The following is a 17,030-nucleotide window of genomic DNA, read 5'->3' on the forward strand; positions in this document are numbered from 1 at the left end:
CCATGAACGCCCCTCTGCCATCCGAACCGGGCATCCGCATCAGCCTCGCCGACCTGATCGAGATGCGCCACCGTGTGCGCGAAGTGCAGCTGTTTTCCACGCCCAGCCAGCGCAGCCCGCTGATTGGCCTGCATCACTCGAAATTCCGTGGCCGTGGCGTCGACTTCGATCAGGTGCGGGTCTATCAGGCCGGCGACGACGTGCGCACCATCGACTGGCGCGTGACGGCGCGCACCCAGGAGCCGCACACCAAGCTGTTCCATGAAGAACGCGAACGGCCGATCTTCATCATGGTCGAGCAAAGCACACGGCTGTTTTTCGGTTCCGGACTGATGTTCAAATCGGTGCTGGCGGCGCAAGTGGCGGCGCTGATTGGCTGGGCTGCGCTCGGCCATAACGACCGGGTTGGCGGACTGGTGTTCGGCGATAACGAGCATTACGAAATCAAGCCACGGCGCAGCAAACAGAGTCTGCTGCAACTGCTCAACCGTCTGGTGAAGGTCAATCAGTCGCTGCACACCGAGCGTGAGCCGGATCGCGATGCCTTTGGCGTAGCCCTGCGCCGCGCCCGCGAAGTGCTGCGGCCCGGCAGCCTGGCGATCGTGATCTGCGATGAACGCGCGTTGTCCGACAGCGCCGAACAACAGTTGAGCCTGCTGGCACGCCATTGCGATCTGCTGATGCTGCCGCTGTCCGATCCGCTGGATCACGCCCTGCCCGCTGCCGGGCTGTTGAGATTCGCGCAACGCGGCGCACAACTGGAGCTCGACACCCTCAACTTCGATCTGCGCCAGACTTATCGCGCCCAGGCCGAAGCACGCATCGCCCGCTGGGAATTGCTCGCGCAAAAGTTACGGGTGCTGCTGATGCCGTTGAGCACGCAAAGCGAAATGGTCGAGCAGATGCGTGAGTTCCTGAATCCGCAGCGTCCGGGGAAAGGTCGATGAACGGCCTCGAACAACTGCAGCCACTGATTTCTCCGCCACCGATCGCCTTCTGGCCACCGGCACCGGGCTGGTGGCTGCTGCTTATATTGCTACCGCTGCTCGGTTTCGCGGTGTGGCGACTGCGCCGATTCATCCCGATCAAGAAACGCCCGATCGTGCGTGCCGAACAGCCGCTCGATCCGGTGCGCATCGCCGCCCTCGCCGAACTGGCGCAGATGCCCAAACCTTACGACGGTGCCCCGGCCGGCGCGTGGTTGCAACAACTCAACGGCTTGCTCAAACGCCTGTGCCGCAACCACTACCCCTACAGCCAGAGCCACACGCTCAATGGCCGCAAATGGCTGGCCTTCCTCGACAACCGCTGCCCGGCCGCCGGCCTTACGCGCTGGATGGTGCTGGTCGAAGGCGCCTACAAACCGGAATGCAAACTCGACGACAAAGCCATCGCCGGCCTGACCCAAGCGGTCGACACGTGGATTCGCAAGCATGTTTGAATTTGCCTGGCCGTGGATTTTTGTCCTGTTCCCACTCCCCTGGTTGATGCGCCTCGTGCTGCCCGTGGCCGACAGCGGCGAGCCGGCGCTTAAAGTCAGTTTCCTGTCTGATCTGGAAGGGCTCGCCCGCCGTCGTGCTCGGGCCAACCTGCCGGCGTGGCGTCAGCAGGCACCGTTCATGCTGCTATGGCTGTTGCTGTTGACCGCCGCCGCGCGCCCGCAATGGCTTGGCGAACCGCTGCCGATTGCCGCCAGCGGCCGTGATCTGTTGGTCGCAGTGGATGTGTCCGGCTCGATGGATTTCCCCGACATGCAGTGGCAGGACGAAGATGTCAGCCGTCTGGACCTGGTCCAGCACCTGCTTGGCGACTTCCTCGAAAGCCGTGATGGCGACCGCGTGGGCCTGATCCTGTTCGGCAGTCAGGCCTATCTGCAAGCGCCGCTGACTTTCGACCGCCACACTGTGCGCGTCTGGCTCGATGAAGCGCGAATCGGTATCGCCGGCAAGAACACCGCCATCGGCGACGCCATTGGTCTGGCGCTGAAACGCCTGCGCATGCGTCCGGCGCAGAGCCGCGTGCTGATTCTGGTCACCGACGGCGCCAACAATGGCGGTGAAATTGATCCGCTGACGGCGGCAAAACTCGCCGCCAGCGAGGGCGTGAAGATTTACCCGATCGGCATCGGCGCCAATCCTGAAGACAGCGGTTCGACCGGTTTGCTCGGGGTCAATCCGAGCCTGGACCTCGACGAACCGGCGCTCAAGGCTATCGCTGAAGTGACCGGTGGCCAGTATTTCCGCGCCCACGATGGCAAAGAGCTGCAAGCGATCAAGGACACCCTTGACCAACTCGAACCGGTGACCCAGCAACCGACCCAGGCGCGCCCGGCGCAAGCCTTGTATCAGTGGCCGCTGGCGCTGGCCCTGTGGCTGAGCCTGTTGCTGGTCGCCCGCGAACTGTGGCCGGACAACCCGCTGCAACGCCTGTTCACCAAGGAGCTGTATCTGCAAAGTCCGTTGCCTGACTGGCGTGAGCGCCTCAAGCGCCTGCGTCTGCGGAGGCGCCGATGATCGCCCTCTGGCCGCACTGGTTCCGCCCCTGGTGGCTGCTGTTATTGCCGTTGCTTGGCTGGCTGATCTGGCAACTCTGGCATCGGCAGAAACGCGCCGGGCGCTGGCAGATGATTCTGCCGCCGGCGTTTCACGCCACTCTGCTCAGCGGTGGCAACGGTCGTGAGAGCAAACTGCCTTGGATCGCCCTCGGCGTGGCATGGTTGCTGACGATGCTGGCGCTGCTCGGGCCGAGTTGGGAGCGTGTCGAACAGACCAGCCAGAAACCCGCCGATCCGTTGGTGGTGGTGCTGGAGCTGACCCCGGAAATGCTCGCCACCGATTCACCGCCGACGCGACTGGAACAGGCGCGACGCAAACTCTTCGATCTGTTGCAGGCGCGCAGCGATGCGCAGACGGCCATCGTCGTCTACGCCGGCAGCGCCCACACGCTGGTGCCGCTGTCGGATGACCTGGCCACCAGTCGTAATTTGCTCGACGCGCTCAAGCCATCGTTGATGCCGGAAAGCGGGCATCGCGCCGATCTCGCCGTGAGCAAAGCGCTGGCCCTGCTCAAACAAGGCGCGCTCGGCCAAGGCCGGATTCTGCTGATCGGCTCGTCCCTCAGCGAAGAGGAACGCCAGGGCATTCGCCGCGCACTGAGCGGGCAATCGGCGCAGTTGCTGATGCTCGGCATCGGCACCGCCGAAGGCGCACCGATCGCGCAGGAAGACGGCAGTTTCCTCAAGGACGAACAAGGCGCGATTCGCGTACCGCAACTCGACAGCCCGGGCCTTGCGGCGTTCCTCAACAGTGTCGGCGGTGAGTATCACCCTGCCCGACTGGACGAAGCTGATCTCGGCGCCCTCGGCCTGCTCAATGGCCCGCGCAGTTTGCGCGACGATGGCCAGACCGTGCGCCTGGATACCTGGGCCGATCAGGGGTACTGGCTGCTCTTGCCGCTGTTGTTGCTGGCCGCGTGTGCGGGGCGACGCGGCTGGTTGTTCTGCCTGCCGTTGCTGTTTTGCCTGCCACAACCCAGCTACGCTTTTGACTTCGAAGACCTCTGGCTGCGCCCGGACCAGCAAGGCCTGCACCTGCTCAAACAGAAGCGCCCGGCCGAAGCCGCGCAGCATTTTGACGATCACCAATGGCAAGGGGTGGCGTTGTACGAAGCCGGCGACTACAGTGGCGCCGCCCAGCGTTTTGCCGAAGGCAGCGATGCCCGCGCCCACTACAATCGTGGCAACGCACTGGCGAAAAGCGGCGAGCTGGAAGCGGCCATCGATGCCTACGAGCAGGCCCTGGAGCTGCAACCGGACTTGCGCCCGGCGCAGACCAACAAGGCTCTGGTGGAGAATCTGCTGAAGCACAAACACACGCCGCCGCCCGCCGAACCGGACAGCAAACCGAACGAGCAGAACCTGCCGGGCGACGAAACAGCGCCCGCAACTGCGCCGCCACCGGCAATAAAAAGTGCAACGCAAAGCGACGCGCAACCGGCCGAGCCCGCCAGCGAACCGCCGCCGACCACCCCACCGCAGCCAGGCCCCAACGAACTGCCGGGCAGCGATGAGGAAGAACAGACGGACACCGTGCCGACCCTGCGCCCGAGCGAGGACAACCTCGAAGGCGAGCGGCGCCAGGCACTGGAGCAATGGCTGGGCAAGATCCCGGATGATCCGGGCGAACTGCTGCGACGCAAATTCTGGTACGAACAGCAACAACATCAGGATCAGGAAAACACTCGATGACCCGCTTTACCGCTCTCTTGCTGCCACTGCTGATCTGTACGGCCACCGCCAACGCGGCCGAGCTGACGGCCAGTGTGGATCGCAGTCGCCTGAACTCCGGCGAGACGGTCGAGCTCACCCTCGAAACCAGCGATGTCACCCAGTTCGGCAAACCCGACCTGACGCCGCTGGAGCCGTTGTTTGAAGTGCGCGGTACGCGGCAAGTCAACCAGCTGAACACCCTCAATGGCGACAACCGCGCGACCACGCGCTGGATCATCACCCTGTTGCCGAAAGAGAACGGCAGTGTGGTGATTCCGCCGCTGCAAGTCGGTGATGTGCAGAGCCAGCCGATCACCGTACAAGTGGTCGAAAGCGATACCCGCGAAGACAAAAACGGCCTTGACCCGGTGTTCATCGAAGCCAGTCTCGACCAGACCAGCGTCTACGTGCAGGCGCAGGCGATCCTGACCCTGCGCATCTACCATTCGGTGTCGCTGTACGACGACAGCAGCCTGACCCCGTTGCAAATCGCCGATGCGCGCATCGAGCAACTCGGCGACACCCGCACCTACGAGAAAGACATCAACGGCGTGCGCCATGGCGTGATCGAGATGCGCTATGCGATCTACCCGCAGCACAGCGGCTTGCTGACCATTACGCCGCAGACTTTTAGCGCGACACTGGTCGACACTCAGCCGTCTCAGGACACGAATGCGCAGGGGCCTAAGCCGGGCAAACTGATGCGCGTCAGTTCTTCTGAAATCCCCCTGACCGTCAAACCCAAACCCCTGACCTACCCGGTCGACGCGCCATGGCTGCCCGCGCGCAGTCTGAGCCTCAGCGAAAGCTGGAACCCGGAACCGGAACCGGAACACACTCAGGTTGGCGATTCCCTGACCCGCAGCCTGACATTGAAAGCCGAAGGCCTGGCCGCCTCGCAACTGCCGGCGCTGCCCGCCACCGACGTCAACGGCCTGCGCCGCTACCCGGATCAACCGGTGCTGAGCAACCAGAGCACCGACCGTGGCCTGACCGGCAGCCGCGAAGAACGCGAAGCCTTGGTGCCGAGCCGCGCCGGCGCCATCGATTTGCCGACGGTGGACGTGGTCTGGTGGAACACCTTCGAAGATCACCTGGAACACACCAGCCTGCCCGCGCGCACCCTGCAAGTGGCGAACAACCCGAGCCTGCAAGTCGACACCCCGGCCGGCAGCCTGCCAGTGAGCGCCGTCGATAACGACGTGCTGTGGTGGTGGAAACTCAGCACCCTGATCCTCGCCTGCACCACCCTGCTCGGCTTCGGCCTGTGGTGGCGCGCGCGCTGGCAACCGGCAGTGCATCGCGCCGCCCAAACCGGCCCGAGCCCGCGCACCTTGATGGACGACATCAAGCGCGCGAGTCAGGCGAATGACCCGCAGGCGACGCGGCAGGCACTGGATGCGTGGGCACGTCAGCAGCCGGAGACACTAGCGGACATGGCGGCGCGGTTTGTGCCGTTGTCGGATGCGCTGGATGGGCTCAATGGTGCGCTGTACAGCGAGACCGGGCAGCATTGGCAGGGTGAGGATTTGTGGCGGGCGATTCGCGCGATTCCGGCGGCGGAACGGGTGCAGGATCCAGTGGGTGATAGCGGGTTGCCGCCGCTCTACCCGAAGTAAAAGATCAAAAGATCGCAGCCTGCGGCAGCTCCAATTACATTTGGGAATGCAGTCCCCTGTAGGAGCTGCCGCAGGCTGCGATCTTTTGATCCAATGGGGTAAGGGGATTCCATGCGGAGACTGCGCGGCGCAATAAACTGTAAACTCTCCCCCTCTTTCGCCGCCTCTTCATTCTCCTGCGGCCACCACCTCTTTATCTGTAGCGGAGTCCACCTTGCGTCTGTTTCACACCTCCGACTGGCACCTTGGGCAAAACCTGCATGGCCAGGAGCGCGATTTCGAGCATGCGTGCTTTCTCGAATGGCTGCTGCGCCAACTGCAACTGGCGCAGCCGGATGTGCTGCTGATTGCCGGGGACATCTTCGACACGGTCAATCCGCCGGTCAAAGCCCAGGAGCGCCTCTACGACTTCATCGTCAGCGCCCACGAGCAGCAGCCGTTGCTGACCATCGTGATGATCGCCGGCAACCATGACTCCGGCTCGCGGATCGAACTGCCTGCACCATTGATGCGCCGTTTGCGCACCCATGCACTGGGTCGGGTGTTGTGGCTGGATGATGGTCAACTCGACTCCGAACGGCTTTTACTGCCTTTGCCGGACGCATCGGGCGAAATCGCTGCATGGTGCCTGGCGCTGCCGTTCCTGCGCCCGGCGGAGGTCACCGGCGCACATCTGGGTGACAACTATCTGCGCGGCATCGGTCAGGTTCACGAATGGCTGATCGAGGCGGCGAATGCCAAGCGCCAGCCGGGTCAGGCGCTGGTCGCCATCAGCCACGCGCACATGGCCGGTGGTTCGGTATCCGAGGACTCCGAGCGCAGCCTGATCATCGGCAACGCCGAAGCTTTGCCCGCCAGCCTGTTCGGGCCGAGCATCAGCTATGTTGCCCTCGGCCATTTGCACAAGCCGCAGAAGGTCAACGGCGAAGAACGCATCCGCTACAGCGGCTCGCCGATTCCGCTGTCGTTTTCGGAGATCGGCTATCAGCACCAGATTCTCGACGTCACCCTTGATGGCGAAACCCTGGTCAGCGTCGAGCCGAAACTGATCCCGCGCTCGGTCAACCTGCAACGCATCGGCCCGGCGCCGCTGGCGGAGATCCTGCTGCAACTGGCGGACTTGCCGAACGTCGATCTGCTCGCCGAAACCCAGCGCCAACCTTGGCTGGAAGTGCGCGTGCGCCTCGACGAGCCGCAACCGGATCTGCGCCATCAAGTGGAAAGCGCCTTGCAAGGCAAAGCCGTGCGGCTGGTGCGTATCGCCGCTGAATACGCCGGCAATCGTGGCGCTGATGGCGCGGAAGAAGGCACTGCGCTGATCGAACTGGATCAACTCACGCCGCAGGAATTGTTCAGCCGCGCCTGGCTCGACAACTACGGCAATGAAGTCGATGAACAGACGCTCAAGGACTTCGCCGAACTGCTGCAAGACGTGCAAATGGAGGGCGAGCAGCCATGAAGATTCTCGCCATTCGTTTGAAAAACCTGGCCTCGCTGGCCGGCCCCTTCGAGATCGACTTCACCGCTGAACCTCTGGCCAGTGCTGGTCTGTTCGCCATTACCGGCCCGACCGGCGCCGGTAAAAGCACGCTGCTCGACGCTTTGTGCCTGGCGTTGTTCGGCGCCGTGCCGCGCTTGAACAACACCGGTCGTGACGCCAAGGTGCCGGATGCCGATGGCGAAATCGCCACGGGCGACCCGCGTACCTTGCTGCGCCGGGGCACCGGCGAAGGGTATGCCGAGGTGGATTTTGTCGGCGTCGATGGCCGCCGCTATCGGGCGCGCTGGGAAGCCAATCGCGCACGGGAAAAGGCTGGCGGCAAGTTGCAGGCCAGCCGGCAGAGCCTGCGCGATATCGATCAGGATCAACTGCTCGCCAGCCAGAAAGGCGAGTACAAGACTCAGCTGGAAGCCGCGCTGGGTTTGAACTTTGAACAGTTCACCCGCGCCGTGCTGCTGGCCCAGAGTGAATTCAGTGCGTTCCTCAAGGCTGACGACAACGACCGCAGCGAGCTGCTGGAAAAACTCACCGACACCGCGCTGTACACCCGTCTCGGTCGTCGCGCGTTCGACAAAACCAAAGAAGCCCGCGAAGCGCACAAGCTGTTACAGGATCAGGCCACCGGCGTCACGCCGCTGACTCCCGAGGCCCGCGCCGAACTGGATGAGCGTTTCAACGCTGCGCAGCAACAGCTGAAGTTGCAGCAGACGCAACTCAAACAGCTTGAGCAGCAGCACAGCTGGCTCAAGGATCTTCGCCAGTTGCAGGACGCGCAGCAAGCGGCTGCCGAACAACTGCACAGCGCCCAACAGCAGTGGGAAGGTTTGGCCGGTGATCGGCTAAAACTGACGCGACTGGAGCAATTGGGCCCGCAACGGCACCAGTTCGCCCGCAAGACTGAACTCGACGCGCTCTTGTCCCCGTTGGCCGCGCAGATTGCCGCGCACACGCAGCAACACGCCGAACTGACCGAGCGCCAGACGCTTCTGGAGCAAAACCTCGACGCCGCGAAAGTCGCCCTGAGCGAAGCGCAGCACACGCAAACCGACAGTGCACCGCTGTTGCGTCAGGCATTCGAAGAGCAAAGCACCCTCGCCCGTCTGACCAAGGATGTCGCCCTCAGCGCCGAAGCGAAACACAACGCGCAGCAGGCTTGCACTCAAGGCCAGAGCGCCATTGCGGCGCTGATGGAGAAGCAGACTCAAGTCGCCGAGCGCTTGCAAAAGATTGCCGCCGAACTGGAACAGAGCGCCCATCTCGCGCCGTTGAGCGACGCATGGAACGCCTACCGCGATCGCCTGCAACAATTGATGCTGATCGGCAATCGCTTGAACAAAGGCCAGACCGAACTGGCCTCGCTCGAAGAAAACGCCACTCGTAGCGCCGAAACCTTCGCCACGCAAAAACAACAACTGGAAGTGCTGTTCAAGGAGGCTGGCGCCGAGCCGGATGCCGTTGCCGAGCAAATCGGCATTCTCGGCACTCTGTTGCAGGACAACCGCAAGCAACTGCGCGCCATCGAAGACCTCTCACGCCTGTGGGCCACTCGACAGGATCTGGACAAGCGCGGCGCCGAGCTGCAACAACGTCAGCTCAGCGCTCAGCAGGAACGCGAGCGCCTGACTCAGGACGGGGTGAAAACCAAGGCTGAACTGACCGTCGCCGAACAAATCCTCAACGTCACCCGCGAACTGCTCGAACGCCAGCGTCTGGCGCGCAGTGCCAGTGTCGAAGAGCTGCGCGCGCAGTTGCAGGACGATCAGCCGTGCCCGGTATGCGGCAGCAACGAGCACCCCTATCATCAGCCCGAAGCGCTGTTGCAAAGCCTTGGCCGTCATGATGAAAGCGAACAGGCCAACGCCCAGCAAGTGGTCGATCAGCTCAAGGAAAAGATTATCGAACTGCGCGCCGAAGTCGGTGGCGTCATCGCTCAGCAAAAAGAACTGCTGCAGCAACAGGAGCAACTGACCGCGCAGCAACAAGCGCTGACGCCAAGCCTCGACGCTCATCCGCAAGCGGCGCAGTTGATGAATCAGGACGCCGACAAACGCGACGCCTGGCTCAGCCGGCAAAACGAGCAGTTGAACCAGAGTATCGCCCAGGACGAACAACGCCAGAACGCCCTGCTCACCCTGCAGCAGGACGCCGCGCGTCTGACCCAGCAATTGCGTCAGGCCGAAACCGCGCATCAGCAGGCGGCGCAACACCTGAGCAACCAGCAGCGTGAGTTGAGCAGCGACCGCCAGCGCCTCGATGAAGAACTTGGCGCGTTTGGCAGCCTGCTGCCCGCCGACACGCTTGAGGCGCTACGCCTTGAACCGGCGGCGACCTTCATGCAACTCGACCGGCAGATCGCCGAGCGTCTGGCGCAGGTCGATCAGCAGAAAGAAGAATTGGCCGAACAGCAACAGCGGCAGCAGACGCTGGAGAAAGAACAGGATCGCCAGCAGACCCGCGTACAACAGTCGCAAGCCGCCGAGCAGCAGTTCAATGCACTGGCCGAACAGCAGCAAACCTGCCAGCAGCAACTCACACAACGACTTGGCGAGCACAGCAGCGCCGAGCACTGGCAGCAGCAACTGGAACAGGCCGTGGAGCAGGCACGCAACGCTGAAACCACAACGGCTCAGGAACTGCAAAACGTGCGCACGCAACTTGTGCAGATCGCCGCCGAACGCAACGCGCAGCAGGAGCGTTTGCAGGCGCTGGAAAGTGAAGACAAGGAACTGGCCGGCAAGATTGCCGACTGGCGCGCCCGCCACCCCGAACTGGATGACGGCGGGCTCGAAGACCTGCTGCGCGTCGACGATGCGCAACTTTCTGAGCTGCGCCAACGCTTGCAGATCAATGAGAAAGCCATCGAACAGGCCAAGGTGTTGTTGCAGGAACGCGATCAACGTTTGCTCGACCATCAGGCGCAACACAACGGCAATCTCGATGCCGAGCAACTGGCCAGCGCCCTCGCCGACCTGCAAAGCCAGTTCAACGTCAGCGAGCAGCAATGCGCCGAATTGCGCGCCGAACAGGCCGAAGACCAGCGCCGTCAAAACGCCAATCAGGCGCTGGCGCAACAGATCGCCGACGCTTACATCGAGTACCAGCGCTGGGCGCGCCTGAGTGCGTTGATCGGTTCGGCCACCGGCGACACCTTCCGCAAGATCGCCCAGGCCTACAACCTCGATTTGTTGGTGCATCACGCCAACGTCCAATTGCGGCAACTGGTCAAACGCTATCGCCTCAAACGTGGCGGCAGCATGCTCGGCCTGTTGGTGATGGACAAGGAAATGGGCGACGAACTGCGCTCGGTGCATTCGTTGTCCGGCGGCGAGACGTTCCTCGTATCGTTGGCGCTCGCTTTGGGCCTGGCATCGATGGCGTCGAGCACACTGAAAATCGAATCGCTGTTTATCGACGAAGGCTTCGGCAGTCTCGATCCGGAATCCCTGCAACTGGCGATGGACGCGCTGGACGGCTTGCAGGCGCAGGGCCGCAAGGTCGCGGTGATTTCCCACGTACAGGAAATGCACGAGCGGATCCCGGTACAGATTCAGGTACAGCGTCAGGGCAATGGCTTGAGCACCCTGGAGGTGAAATGAACACGCTGTATTCCTTCCGCCGCTGTCCTTACGCGATGAGGGCGCGGATGGCGCTGCGCTATTCGGGCGTGCCGGTGAACATCGTCGAAGTCAGCCTCAAGGCGAAACCGGCTGAAATGCTGGCGATCTCGCCCAAAGGTACGGTGCCGGTGCTGGATGCGGATGGGCGGGTGATCGATGAGAGCCTGGAGATCATGCGCTGGGCGTTGGCGCAGAATGATCCGCTGGGTTGGTTGCTGGGTGGCGATTCACGGATTGCGGAGCTGATCGAGGCGAACGATCAGGGGTTTAAGGTTGATTTGAATCGGTATAAGTACGCCGAGCGGTATCCGGAGCAGCCGATAGCGTTTTATCGGGCCGAAGGCGCGGTGTTTTTGCAGCGTTTGGAAGGGTTGCTCAAGGATCGTGATTACTTGCTGACGGATCATCCGAGCCTTGCGGATATCGCCTTGCTGCCGTTCGTCCGCCAGTTTGCCCATGTCGATCGCGAGTGGTTTGCGCAGACGCCTTTTGTACGATTACAGGCTTGGTTGCAACACTTTCTAGAATCCGACCTCTTCACCTCGATCATGAAGAAGTAACCCTTACCCTCCCGCTTGATGATCGTTCCCACGCTCTGCGTGGGAACGATCAGGTAAGCGCTTTACGCCAGAGCATCGCACATACCCAACGCCGAGCAATCCACTTCAAACGGCCCGAGAAAATCGGCCGAGACCTTCACCGGCGGATTACCGGCCAGCAGCCCCAGCGTATTCGCCCGCTCAATGTTGTGCGCAATGTTGTGGTTGGCCTCTATGGCTCGGGCCAATGCACCGACCGAGCCTTGGCCAATCCCCAGTAATGAAGCGCCATTGGTGATTAATGCCAGACCGGCGATCACCCAGAATCTGTAGCCTTTCATGCGCCGCCGACTCCTGCGAGTTCAGCCCGATCGACCATCACGCTGTGCGAACGGTGTTCAAACTGGATGCCGGGGTTGGCGACTTGAATCGGTGCGTCGAAGCTGTGTTCCATCTGCGATGAGACGCTGACGATCAGCACCAGAGCCAGGTAAAGACCGATGGCCAGGTAGGCGCCGAATTTGGCAGAAGAGATGATTGCGCTGGCCATGGTGTTCTCCCGTGGGCATGTTTCAGAGCCCACAGAATCGATCAAAAAACCCTACCTAACCACTCAGCGTTTCCCATAGTAACCATCAGCTTCGTTGATTATTTAGCGCCTCTATTTGTGCGTTTGAGAAAACCTATGACCGTCCTTCACGCACGCGTGTAGGAGCTGCCGAAGGCTGCGATCTTTTGATTTTGCTTTTTAACAACAAGATCAAAAGATCGCAGCCTTCGGCAGCTCCTACAGGGAGTTGTTCGAGGGGGGAATTTCAGTGTTGGGCTTTGTGATCCAGGGCGGCGTAGAAGTTGGCGCTCTGTTGCAGGTATTTCTGGGTGTAGCTCTGGGTGTGGGATTTTTTGCTGTTGATTTCGACGTTGGCGCTGGCTGGCAGAACCACGGTGGCGGAGATGGCGGAAGCGGCGATAACGGAGAACAGATTGAAGTTCATGGCGGTAACCCTCGTGTTCGGTTGGCTTGCTTGCCCGGTTGGGCTGTGGAGCAAACTTAACGCTCGAGGGTTGATCGCTTGAAATGCTTTGTAGCATTAGCAGTTATCAGCGCGATTAATACAAAGAGACAGGCCCCGTAAACCGGGGCCTGTGGCTTATTGTCGCACGATGAACTTGAGGTCGCTCGGTGCGTCCGTCGGCAGTTTTTGCACGGTTTTACCCAGCAGACCGGTCTTGGCGTCGCGCTCGACGACGACAATTTCGTTGCTCTTCTGGTTGGCAATCAGCAGGAATTTGCCACTCGGATCGAGGCTGAACTCGCGAGGGTGATCACCCTCAACCGAACGTCGCTGTAGCTCTTTGAGCTGACCGGTGGCCGGATCGATCGCGAACACCAGCAGCTGATTGGCGGTGCCACGGTTGCTGACATAGAGGAATTTGCCGTCGGCGGACGCGTGCAACGCAGCGCCGGCCTTGTCAGACGTGGGCTGGCCAGCAGCGAGATCGACCAGTTGCGTCTGGGTCAGCATGCCGTCGTGGTAATCGAACACCGCGACTTGCGCGCTCATTTCCATGGTCAGCCAGGCGTGTTTGCCGTCAGCGCTGAACAACAGATGACGCGGGCCACTGCCGGCCGGTAATGCCACAGAGGCAGTCATCGCCGGGGTCAGTGGCAGGTCCGGGTTGGCCTTCGGGTCGAACAGGTAGACAAAGACTTTGTCCGCACCCAAATCGTTGGAGAACACGTAACGGCCGTCCGGCGAAGACACCGTCGAGTGCACGTGGTTGGAGGCCTGACGCTCGAGATTGACCCGGCTCGCCGGGTGCGCGCTCATTTGCACCACCGGTTTGAGCTTGCCATCGGCACCGACCGGCAACACCGCAAGGGTGCCACCCGGATCTTCCATCACCGAATAGTTGCTGACGAACAAGTGGCTGGCATCACCGCTCAGGCTCGAGTGAGTCGGCTCGTTACCCAGGCTCTGTACCTGATTGATCAGGCTCAGGGCGTGGGTCTTGGGATCAATGGCATAGCTGCTGACGCGGCCAACCGGGTCAGTCTGGCCCGGGCCGTTTTCGTTGACCACGAACAGGTGTTTCTGGTCTTTGGACAGGGTCAGCCACGACGGGTTTTCAGTGTTGACGACTTGCAGCGGTTTGACGGCAATCTGGCCGGTGGCACTGTCGAAGTTCATTCGATAGATGCCCTGGCTGCTGCCTGCGGTGTAGGAGCCGACCAGCAATTGATAGCTTTCGGCCGATGCCGTGGAAAGGCCCATCGCGCCGACGCTGCCTGCCATCAACAGCGGCCAGAATTTACGCATTTTCATTATTGTCATCCTCGTCGTCGCTGCTGCTGACTACGTCGCCATGACAAACCAGGCGGTGTTCGCCGATCGCTTTGGTTTCATTGAAATAGCCGACGATCAGCCAGCTCTGCTGGGAGTCATCAAACGTTGCTGCTGCAACCTGCGCCGGCGTGAATTCCCAATGCTTGGCCGCTCGGCCATCAATGCATTCGATGTGCAGATTGTCGTCTTCATCGAGGGCGAATTCGAAGGCGTGCAGGCCGTCGATTTCGACCATACCGCAGTGTTCGAGGGCGTTGAGAAGGGTTTGGGCAGTCATGGCAAACAGTCTTTCTAGGGGGGAAAGGGCCAATGATAGCTCAATGTGATCCAGAGGCCTTATGGGAACCCTTGTGGGAGCGAGCCTGCTCGCGAATGCGGTGTGTCAGGCCATGAAGGCTGACTGGGAAAATGCATTCGCGAGCAGGCTCGCTCCCACATGGATTATTGGCTGTCAGTTACAACGCGTCGCGTGAGGGCTTGCCGTCCACCAGGCGCTGAATACGCAACGGGTTGGCGTTTTTCAGCGGCTCGGGCAGCAAGCTGTCCGGGTAGTTCTGGAAGCACACCGGGCGCAGGAAGCGGTCGATGGCGAGTGTACCGACGGAAGTACCGCGCGCATCGGAGGTGGCTGGATACGGCCCGCCGTGGACCATCGAATCACACACCTCGACGCCGGTCGGATAACCGTTGAGCAAGATCCGCCCAACCTTCTGCTCCAGCAACGGTGTCAGTTCAGCGAACCGTTCGAAGTCCGCTGGCTCACCAATGATTGTCGCGGTGAGTTGCCCGTGCAAACCCTGCAACGCGGCGCTGAGCTGCGTCTGATCGGCCACTTCAACGATCACCGTGGTCGGGCCGAACACTTCTTCCTGCAGCACTTCATCGCCATTGATCAACAGGCTGACATCGGCCTTGAACAACTGCGGCTGCGCCTGATTGCCCTGCTGGGGATTACCGGCCAGATGCTCGATGCCGGAATGCGCCAGGAGTTTCTGCAAGCCTTTGCCGTAGCTGCCAAGGGTGCCGGCGTTGAGCATGGTTTGCGCCGGTTGATCGCCGATCAGCCCGGCGACTTGCTGCACGAAAGCCGTGAATTGCGGCGAGCGGATACCGATGACCAGACCCGGATTGGTACAGAACTGACCGCAACCCTGCACCACCGATGCCGTCAAGTCGCGGGCCACGGTTTCCGAACGCGCAGCCAGCGCCTGCGGCAGGACGATCACCGGGTTGATGCTCGACATCTCGGCGAACACCGGGATCGGTTGCGGCCGCGCGGCGGCCATGTCGCACAGGGCACGCCCACCCTTGAGCGAACCGGTGAAACCCACCGCCTGAATCGCCGGATGCTTGACCAGCCACTCGCCGACGCCACCGCCGTAGACCATGTTGAACACACCGGCGGGCATGTTGGTTTTTTCCGCCGCGCGAATCAGCGCATCGGCGACCCGTTCAGCCGTCGCCATGTGGCCACTGTGAGCTTTGAACACCACCGGGCAACCGGCGGCCAGCGCCGAAGCGGTGTCGCCGCCGGCCGTGGAGAACGCCAGCGGAAAGTTACTCGCGCCGAACACGGCCACCGGTCCGAGACCAATGCGGTACTGACGCAGATCCGGACGCGGCAATGGCTGGCGATCCGGCAACGGCAGGTCGATCCGCGCGCCATAGAAATCGCCACGGCGCAGCACCTTGGCGAACAGGCGCATCTGGCCGCTGGTGCGACCGCGCTCGCCCTGGATACGCCCGGCCGGCAATGCGGTTTCGCGGCAGACCACAGCGACGAAATCATCACCGAGCGCGTCGAGTTCATCGGCAATCGCATCGAGGAACTGCGCGCGACGTTCAGCGCTGAGGCTGCGATAAGCCGGGTAAAAGCGGCAGCGGCGGCTTTGGCGGCGGCGTCGACTTCCTGCTCAGTCGCCTGAATAAAATCGTGGGGCAATTGTTCGCCGGTGCTGGCGTCTACGCTTTGCAATTTGACGTTGCCAGCAGCGCTGCGCTGACCGCCGATGTAGTTGTGACCGAGAATCTGAGTCATGGGATCTCCTTAAAGGGTGCCGATGCTGCCCGGTTGGAATACGGCTTCCACCGGGACGATGCCATTGACCAGCGGCGCACCAAATTCGGCCTGGCTGATCTCGAATACGTCACCCGGTTGGGTGCGGATGCCATCGGCGAACGACAGTGTCGCGGTGCCGAAGAAGTGAATGTGTACGTCGCCGGGACGTAAAAACTGGCTGTACTTGAAGTGGTGGTATTCAAGATTCGCCAGGCTGTGGCACATGTTGGCCTCGCCGCTGAGAAACTCGTTCTGCCACAACACTTCACCGTTACGCAGGATGCGACTGGTGCCTGCAAGGTGTTGGGGTAGCTCACCGACGCGAAGTTCCGGGCCATAACTGCAACTGCGCAATTTCGAGTGGGCCAGGTACAGGTAATTCTTGCGCTCCATGACGTGGTCGGAGAATTCGTTGCCAACCGCGAAGCCAATGCGATAGGGCTTGCCGTCGTGGCCGATGACATAGAGGCCGGCCATCTCAGGCTCTTCGCCGGCATCTTCGGCAAATGGCGGTAACGGGAACGCTTGGCCGGGACGCACGACGATGCTGCCATCGCCCTTGTAGAACCATTCCGGCTGCACACCGGCCTGCCCCGCCGCCGGTTTACCGCCCTCCACACCCCATTTGAAGATGCGCATGGTGTCGGTCATCGCTGCTTCGTCGCCGGCCTGTTGGTGCATTTTGTCCCGCGCCGAAGCGCTGCCCAGATGGGTCAGGCCGGTGCCGCTGACCAGCAGGTGCGCCGGGTCCGGGTGATCGAGTGGCGGCAGGATGCGCAGGTCTTTGAGCAACTGCGCATAGTCGTGGCTGATGCCCAGGCCGAGGGTTTGTACTTGCTGCTCCAGAGTGCCGCCGGCTTCGATGGCTGCCAGCGCCAGATCGCGTGTGGTGCGGGCGTCTTGTACTTCGCGAATCAGACCGTCCTCGACCACGCCGACGCGGCGTTCGCCATTGCTTAATTCGAATTGCACCAGATGCATGAATTTTCTCTCCTTTACGTCAATCTTGAACGCTGCGACGACCCAATGTGGGAGCGGGCTTGCTCGCGAATGCGGTGTGTCAGTCAACGGTGATGGTGA

General features: G+C 61.7%; 14 protein-coding genes and 1 pseudogene. 8 read left to right on the forward strand and 7 right to left on the reverse strand.

The annotated features are described in order from the left end of the window. The first annotated feature begins 2 nt into the window (after positions 1-2). The 8 genes from CKW18_RS23755 (at position 3) to CKW18_RS23790 (ending at position 11,564) form a co-directional block, all read left to right on the forward strand. The gene (locus CKW18_RS23755; protein WP_095191026.1) at positions 3-947 is read left to right on the forward strand and encodes a DUF58 domain-containing protein; all 945 of its coding nucleotides are present in this window, start codon (positions 3-5) and stop codon (positions 945-947) included. Further along, positions 944-1,441 (forward strand): DUF4381 domain-containing protein, encoded by a 498-nt coding sequence (locus tag CKW18_RS23760; protein ID WP_095191027.1) that lies wholly within the window; start codon positions 944-946, stop codon positions 1,439-1,441. Before CKW18_RS23755 ends, CKW18_RS23760 begins: the two co-directional genes overlap by 4 nt. Beyond that, positions 1,434-2,513 (forward strand): VWA domain-containing protein, encoded by a 1,080-nt coding sequence (locus CKW18_RS23765; protein WP_095191028.1) that lies wholly within the window; start codon positions 1,434-1,436, stop codon positions 2,511-2,513. Before CKW18_RS23760 ends, CKW18_RS23765 begins: the two co-directional genes overlap by 8 nt. Next, a complete protein-coding gene (locus CKW18_RS23770) occupies positions 2,510-4,246 on the forward strand; it encodes a tetratricopeptide repeat protein (protein ID WP_095191029.1) in 1,737 nt (578 codons plus the stop codon). Before CKW18_RS23765 ends, CKW18_RS23770 begins: the two co-directional genes overlap by 4 nt. Then, the gene (locus CKW18_RS23775) at positions 4,243-5,886 is read left to right on the forward strand and encodes a BatD family protein (RefSeq protein ID WP_095191030.1); all 1,644 of its coding nucleotides are present in this window, start codon (positions 4,243-4,245) and stop codon (positions 5,884-5,886) included. The genes CKW18_RS23770 and CKW18_RS23775 overlap by 4 nt, the downstream gene beginning before the upstream one ends. Before the next feature lie 214 nt (positions 5,887-6,100). Continuing rightward, positions 6,101-7,345, forward strand: coding sequence for an exonuclease SbcCD subunit D C-terminal domain-containing protein (locus CKW18_RS23780; RefSeq protein WP_095191031.1), 1,245 nt, complete (start codon positions 6,101-6,103; stop codon positions 7,343-7,345). After that, positions 7,342-10,983 (forward strand): AAA family ATPase, encoded by a 3,642-nt coding sequence (locus CKW18_RS23785; protein ID WP_095191032.1) that lies wholly within the window; start codon positions 7,342-7,344, stop codon positions 10,981-10,983. Before CKW18_RS23780 ends, CKW18_RS23785 begins: the two co-directional genes overlap by 4 nt. After that, positions 10,980-11,564, forward strand: coding sequence for a glutathione S-transferase (locus CKW18_RS23790; protein WP_095191033.1), 585 nt, complete (start codon positions 10,980-10,982; stop codon positions 11,562-11,564). The genes CKW18_RS23785 and CKW18_RS23790 overlap by 4 nt, the downstream gene beginning before the upstream one ends. 62 nt (positions 11,565-11,626) lie before the next feature. Here CKW18_RS23790 and CKW18_RS23795 read toward each other — a convergent pair whose 3' ends face one another. The 7 genes and pseudogenes from CKW18_RS23795 to araD1 form a co-directional block, all read right to left on the reverse strand. Further along, positions 11,627-11,884 (reverse strand): hypothetical protein, encoded by a 258-nt coding sequence (locus CKW18_RS23795; RefSeq protein ID WP_095191034.1) that lies wholly within the window; start codon positions 11,882-11,884, stop codon positions 11,627-11,629. Further along, entirely contained in the window at positions 11,881-12,093 is a 213-nt protein-coding gene (locus CKW18_RS23800) for a hypothetical protein (protein ID WP_095191035.1), read from the reverse strand. The genes CKW18_RS23795 and CKW18_RS23800 overlap by 4 nt, the downstream gene beginning before the upstream one ends. A gap of 265 nt (positions 12,094-12,358) precedes the next feature. Further along, a complete protein-coding gene (locus tag CKW18_RS23805; protein WP_007917967.1) occupies positions 12,359-12,538 on the reverse strand; it encodes a hypothetical protein in 180 nt (59 codons plus the stop codon). A gap of 156 nt (positions 12,539-12,694) precedes the next feature. After that, positions 12,695-13,870 (reverse strand): lactonase family protein, encoded by a 1,176-nt coding sequence (locus CKW18_RS23810; RefSeq protein ID WP_095191036.1) that lies wholly within the window; start codon positions 13,868-13,870, stop codon positions 12,695-12,697. Beyond that, complete coding sequence (locus CKW18_RS23815) at positions 13,857-14,168, reverse strand: DUF5629 family protein (RefSeq protein ID WP_095191037.1); 312 nt, start codon at positions 14,166-14,168, stop codon at positions 13,857-13,859. Before CKW18_RS23815 ends, CKW18_RS23810 begins: the two co-directional genes overlap by 14 nt. Positions 14,169-14,346: 178 nt before the next feature. Then, a pseudogene (locus CKW18_RS23820) lies at positions 14,347-15,929 on the reverse strand (aldehyde dehydrogenase (NADP(+))). A 9-nt stretch (positions 15,930-15,938) separates the two neighbouring features. Beyond that, positions 15,939-16,931, reverse strand: coding sequence for an AraD1 family protein (gene araD1 / locus CKW18_RS23825; RefSeq protein WP_095191038.1), 993 nt, complete (start codon positions 16,929-16,931; stop codon positions 15,939-15,941). Positions 16,932-17,030 lie beyond the last annotated feature (99 nt).

Origin of the sequence: Pseudomonas sp. Irchel 3E19 (assembly GCF_900187585.1) — a bacterium.
In the GTDB taxonomy this organism is placed as follows: domain Bacteria; phylum Pseudomonadota; class Gammaproteobacteria; order Pseudomonadales; family Pseudomonadaceae; genus Aquipseudomonas; species Aquipseudomonas baetica.